This is a genomic window from Saccharopolyspora sp. (assembly GCF_017434145.1).
GTDB lineage: Bacteria > Actinomycetota > Actinomycetes > Mycobacteriales > Pseudonocardiaceae > Saccharopolyspora_C > Saccharopolyspora_C galaxeae.
The window spans coordinates 1-4,636 of sequence record NZ_JAFRFW010001005.1; the positions used below are offsets into that span (position 1 = coordinate 1).

Sequence of the window (4,636 nt, forward strand, 5' to 3'; positions counted from 1 at the left end):
CGCGCAGGTCCCGCAACCCGGCTAGCAGCCGCGCCCGCCCGGGGTCCTCGGCGGCCACGTCAGTCCTTGCTCCGGCCGCCCCGGTCCAGGCGCAGCTCGGTGGCCAGCACCGCGGCCTCGCTGCGGTGCCGCATGGCCAGCTTCGCCAGCAGCTGCGAGACGTAGTTCTTGATCGTCTTCTCCGCGAGGTACATCCGCCCGGAGATCTCGCGGTTGGTCAGCCCCTCTCCGATCAGCTCCAGCACCTCGCGCTCGCGCGCCGTCAGCTCGCGCAGCGGATCGGCGCGTTCCTGCTCCTTGCGCAGCCAGGCCAGCATCGCCTCGGTCTTGCGCGGGCTCAGCAGCGACTTGCCCGCGCCGACCGTGCGCAACGCGCTGAGCAGCTCCTCGCTGACCACGCCTTTGAGCACGAAGCCGGAAGCACCGGCCAGGATCGCGTCCATCAACGCCTCGTGGTCGTCGAAGGACGTCAGCATCAGGCACCGCAGCTGCGGGTGCTGCGACCGCAGCTCGCGGCACAACTCGACCCCGTTGCCGTCGGGCAGCCGCACGTCCAGCACGGCCACGTCCGGTTCGGCCCGCTGGGCCAGGGCGACGGCCTCGGCGAACGAGGCGGCCTCACCGACCAGGTCCAGTTCGGGATCGGACTTCATCAGCACGGCCACGCCGCGCCGGATCACCTCGTGGTCGTCGACCACGAACACTCGTGTCGCCATCGCTCGCCGGCCCCCTGCAAGCTGGAAGACAAGGCACTGACGAGCATAAACACCCCAACGGGTTATGCGCTGGCGGCGCGGTGGCGGCGGGCGGGCAGCGGGCGGTCGTCTTCGCGGCGCCCCGCGTCGGTGTTGACCCTCCGGGAGTGCCAGTACCGCTGGCACTGCTCGCCGCAGAAGTCCTCGGAAGGTCCGGCCGGTGGGATCGGTTGACGGCAACTCGCGCAGATCGGCATGGCCGACACCGCCTTTGCGTGTCGTTCGACAGCGGCGCCCGCCATTGCACATCGCCCGCGTTGCATCCGGGTTGCGGCTCAGCTCATCTCGTAAACCCGCTCCACGAAGTGCGCCAGCTGCTCGTCGGTGATGCCGCGGGCCAGATCGGCCTCGCTGATCATCCCGGCCAGCCGGTGGTCGTGGATGACCGGGATGCGCCGGATCTGGTAGCGCTCCATCAGCGCCAGCACCTCGGACATGTCGGCATCGGCGGCGACCCAGTGCGGCGTGCCCGCGGCCACCTCGCCTGCGGTGACCTCGGCGGCGTCGCGGCCTTCGGCGCAGCAGTGCAGCACGATGTCGCGGTCGGTGAGCATCCCGTGCAGGCGGTCGTCGCGGCCGCAGATCGGCAGCGAACCGACCCGCAGGTCCCGCATCATCTGCGCGGCGGTCTGCAAGGTCTCGTCCTCGCCGACGCAGCGGGCTCCGCTGTGCATGATCTCGCGTGCGGTGGTCATGGCCTTCTCCCTTCGGGCCCCGGCTTTCTCCCTTACGGGCCCCGGCTTTCTCCCTTACGGCCGGGCGCCTGTCCGCTGGTGCTTCCCGGTCCGCCGCGACCAGCCCCGGGATCAGCCCTCCCGCATCAGGCGGTCGAAAGCGGCGTTGGCGTGCGCCCAGCCGGTGGTGATCACCTCGCTGGGCAGCTCCGGGCGCTGCGGGGTGTCCACGGTGACCACGAAGCCCGGTTCGACGACCCGGCGGCGCATCAGCACCAAGTGCCCGGCCTGCGAACGGCCGATCCGCTCACCGTTGTCCCGCGCCGTGCTCTGCCCCGGTACGAGTGCGGAAGTGTCGGTATCGGACATGCTTCCAGTTGTAGTCACTCGTCCGGTGGGCCGCAGCACTCGCGGTGACAGGGGTGCGCCGATGTTGCTGCGGGAACGTCGAGGATCAGAGGTTGTGCACGGGTCAGGTGTGGACGCCCGCCGCGCGCGGGCACCCCTTGGCCGAAGTCCAGCAGCGAGCGAGGAGCGCGAATGGCAGCGGAAGACGTCGACGCGGTCGTGATCGGCATGGGCCCCGGCGGGGAGGACGCGGCGGGCAGGCTGGCCGCCGCCGGGCTGGACGTGGTCGCGGTCGAGGAGCGGCTGGTCGGCGGAGAATGCCCGTACTACGCATGCATCCCGACGACGATGATGGTGCGCGCGGCCGAATCGCTGGCCGAGGCTCGCCGGGTGCCCGCGCTGGCGGGCTCGTCGCAGGTGCGCCCGGACTACACCGAGGTCGCCGACCGCATCCGCGACGAGGCCACCTCCGGCTGGGACGACGGACCGGCCGTGGAGCGCTTCGAGTCCACCGGCGGCAAGCTGATCCGCGGCCGCGGCCGGATCACCGGCCCCGGTGAGGTGACCGTGTCGCTCACCGGCGGTGGTCAGCGAGTGCTGCGTGCCCGCCGCGCGCTCGTGCTCAATCCGGGCACCGAGCCCGCGGTGCCGCCGATCGACGGCCTCGCGGACACGCCGTGCTGGACCACCCGCGTCGCGGTGCAGGCCCGGGAGGCGCCGGAGTCGGTGCTGGTGCTCGGCGCCGGCCCGGTCGGGCTGGAGTTCGCGCAGGTCTTCGCCCGGTTCGGCAGCGCGGTGACGCTGGCCGAGGCCGGTGAGCGCATCCTCGCTTCCGGCGAACCCGAGGCTTCCCGGAGCCTGGAGGGCGTGCTGCGCGGCGAAGGGATCGACGTGCGCACCGGCACCAGCTTGAGCCGGGTGTCGCATGACGGTTCGGTGTTCCACGCCGAGCTCGATTCCGGAGCGCAACTGCGGGTGCAGCGCCTGCTGGTGGCGACCGGCCGCCGCACCGACCTGACCGGTCTTGGCGTCGCCGCGGTCGGCCTCGACGAGCAGGCGCGCACGATCCCGGTCGACGAGCGGCTGCGGGCCGCGGACGGGGTGTGGGCGATCGGGGACGTGACCGGGCACGGCGCGGTCACGCACACCTCGGTGTACCAGGCTCCGATCGCCGCGGCGGACATCCTCGGGCAGGGCGGTTCGCCCGCGGACTACCGGGCGGTTCCGGCGGTCACGTTCACCGACCCGGAGATCGCCACCGTCGGGCGGACCGAATCCGCCGCCGCCGAACAGGGCGTCCGGGTGCGCACTGCCAACACCGAGATCCCGTCGTCGCCGCGCGGCTGGATCCACAAGGAGGGCAACGAGGGCCTGATCAAGCTCGTCGCCGACGCCGACCGCGGGGTGCTGGTCGGTGCGACCGTGGTCGCGCCCTACGGCGGCGAGGTGGTCGGCGCGCTCGCCGTGGCGGTGCACGCGGAAGTGCCGGTGGCGAGCCTGCGGCGGATGATCTACGGCTACCCCACTTTCCACCGCGCGATCAGCGCCGCGCTGGAGGAGCTGGAGGTGTGAGGCATCACCGGCTCGTTTCGGCTCCGCCTGCTGCTGGGAAGTCCCGGGCTCCGTACTGATTGCTGCGTGCGCGGCGGCGGCCGTTCGCGGTGCGCCGCGCCGACCACATGCGACTAGGAGGGCACCGTGACCTACGTGATCACCGAGCCCTGCGTGGACGTGCTCGACCGCGCGTGCGTGGACGAGTGCCCGGTGGATTGCATCTACGAAGGCGGGCGGATGCTCTACATCCACCCCGACGAATGCATCGACTGCGCGGCGTGCGAGCCGGTGTGCCCGGTGGACGCGATCTACTTCGAAGACGACGTGCCCGCCGAGTACGAGCCGTACACGCAGGCGAACGCCGAGTTCTTCAGCGAACTCGGCTCCCCCGGCGGCGCTGCCGAGGTCGGCAAGGTCGACCGCGACGTCCCGCCGGTCACCGAACTGCCGCCGCAGGCCGAGTGAGCCGGCGGCCCGCCCGCCCGGTCCGCGCTCTGCACCGGAGTGCGCGGTCGAGCCCCGTACGATGATGCGCGCGGATCGGGCCGGGTCGGCCCGTGGTCAGGCGAGCGGGAACAGTGGGCGCAGTGGGCACGACGGGGTCAGTGAGCGATTCGGCGAGTGACGGCTTCGCGCGGGCGCGGAGTTCGGTGCACCGCGCGGTCGACGAGATCCGCCGCATGCTGCGCGACCAGGAACTGCTGCCCGGTCAGGCGTTGCGGCAGGAGGCGTTGGCCGAACGCCTCGGTGTCAGCCGCGTACCGGTGCGCGAAGCGTTGCAGGCGCTGGAGGCCGAAGGCGTGCTGCGGCACGAGCGCAACGTCGGCTACACGGTGACCCGCCTTTCCGCCGAGGAGCTGCGCCAGGCGTACCTGATGCGCGCTGCGTTGGAGGCGGTGGTGTTGCGGGAACTGCCCCGGCTCGGCGCCGAGCAGCTCGCCCGGCTCTCCGAGATCAACGACCGGATCGCCGAGGCGGGAGCGGGTCCGGACGTGCCGCGGATCATGGAGCTCAACCACGAGTTCCACTTCGCGGTGTTCCGCTGCTCCGGGCTGGACCTGGTCGTCGACGAGATCGAGCGGGTCTGGAAGCGCACCGAGGCGTACCGCACCGTCTACGTCTACGACGAGGCGGCGCGGCGGCGCATCGTCCGCGAGCACCGGCAGCTGATCACCGCGCTGCGCCGCGGCAACAATGAACGCGCCATCGAGCTGATGGACGCCCATCGGGAGGCCACCCGCACCCACCTGGGCCCGGCCTTGTCCCCCGCGCCGCGCTCCTGACAGCCGACTTCCGCCACCAGCG

Annotated in this window: 6 protein-coding genes; 3 read left to right on the top strand and 3 right to left on the bottom strand. The window is 72.0% G+C overall.

Annotated elements, in window-relative coordinates; all coding sequences use genetic code 11:
- Nucleotides 1–59: 59 nt before the first annotated feature.
- The 3 genes from IJH84_RS27385 to IJH84_RS27395 form a co-directional block, all read right to left on the bottom strand.
- Nucleotides 60–716, bottom strand: a complete 657-nt coding sequence (locus IJH84_RS27385; protein ID WP_200070664.1) for a response regulator transcription factor — start codon at nucleotides 714–716, stop codon at nucleotides 60–62.
- 314 nt (nucleotides 717–1,030) lie between these two features.
- Entirely contained in the window at nucleotides 1,031–1,450 is a 420-nt protein-coding gene (locus IJH84_RS27390) for a CBS domain-containing protein (protein WP_295150709.1), read from the bottom strand.
- A gap of 111 nt (nucleotides 1,451–1,561) precedes the next feature.
- Nucleotides 1,562–1,798, bottom strand: coding sequence for a hypothetical protein (locus IJH84_RS27395; protein WP_295150712.1), 237 nt, complete (start codon nucleotides 1,796–1,798; stop codon nucleotides 1,562–1,564).
- A 171-nt stretch (nucleotides 1,799–1,969) separates the two neighbouring features.
- Here IJH84_RS27395 and IJH84_RS27400 point away from each other — a divergent pair, with 171 nt between their 5' ends.
- The 3 genes from IJH84_RS27400 (at nucleotide 1,970) to IJH84_RS27410 (ending at nucleotide 4,614) form a co-directional block, all read left to right on the top strand.
- Nucleotides 1,970–3,349, top strand: coding sequence for an NAD(P)/FAD-dependent oxidoreductase (locus IJH84_RS27400; protein ID WP_295150715.1), 1,380 nt, complete (start codon nucleotides 1,970–1,972; stop codon nucleotides 3,347–3,349).
- A 126-nt stretch (nucleotides 3,350–3,475) separates the two neighbouring features.
- Nucleotides 3,476–3,796 carry a ferredoxin gene (gene fdxA / locus IJH84_RS27405; RefSeq protein ID WP_295150718.1) on the top strand — a complete coding sequence of 107 codons (321 nt, stop codon included), beginning with the start codon at nucleotides 3,476–3,478 and terminating at the stop codon, nucleotides 3,794–3,796.
- Nucleotides 3,797–3,936: 140 nt separating this feature from the next.
- On the top strand, nucleotides 3,937–4,614 hold the full coding sequence (locus tag IJH84_RS27410) for a GntR family transcriptional regulator (RefSeq protein WP_295150721.1): 678 nt from the start codon (nucleotides 3,937–3,939) through the stop codon (nucleotides 4,612–4,614).
- The last annotated feature ends 22 nt before the right edge of the window (nucleotides 4,615–4,636 follow it).

Coding starts and splice junctions, on each gene's coding strand:
- IJH84_RS27385 (WP_200070664.1), bottom strand. CDS start 716: ATGGCGACACGAGTGTTCGTGGTCGACGACCACGAGGTGATCCGGCGC.
- IJH84_RS27390 (WP_295150709.1), bottom strand. CDS start 1,450: ATGACCACCGCACGCGAGATCATGCACAGCGGAGCCCGCTGCGTCGGC.
- IJH84_RS27395 (WP_295150712.1), bottom strand. CDS start 1,798: ATGTCCGATACCGACACTTCCGCACTCGTACCGGGGCAGAGCACGGCG.
- IJH84_RS27400 (WP_295150715.1), top strand. CDS start 1,970: ATGGCAGCGGAAGACGTCGACGCGGTCGTGATCGGCATGGGCCCCGGC.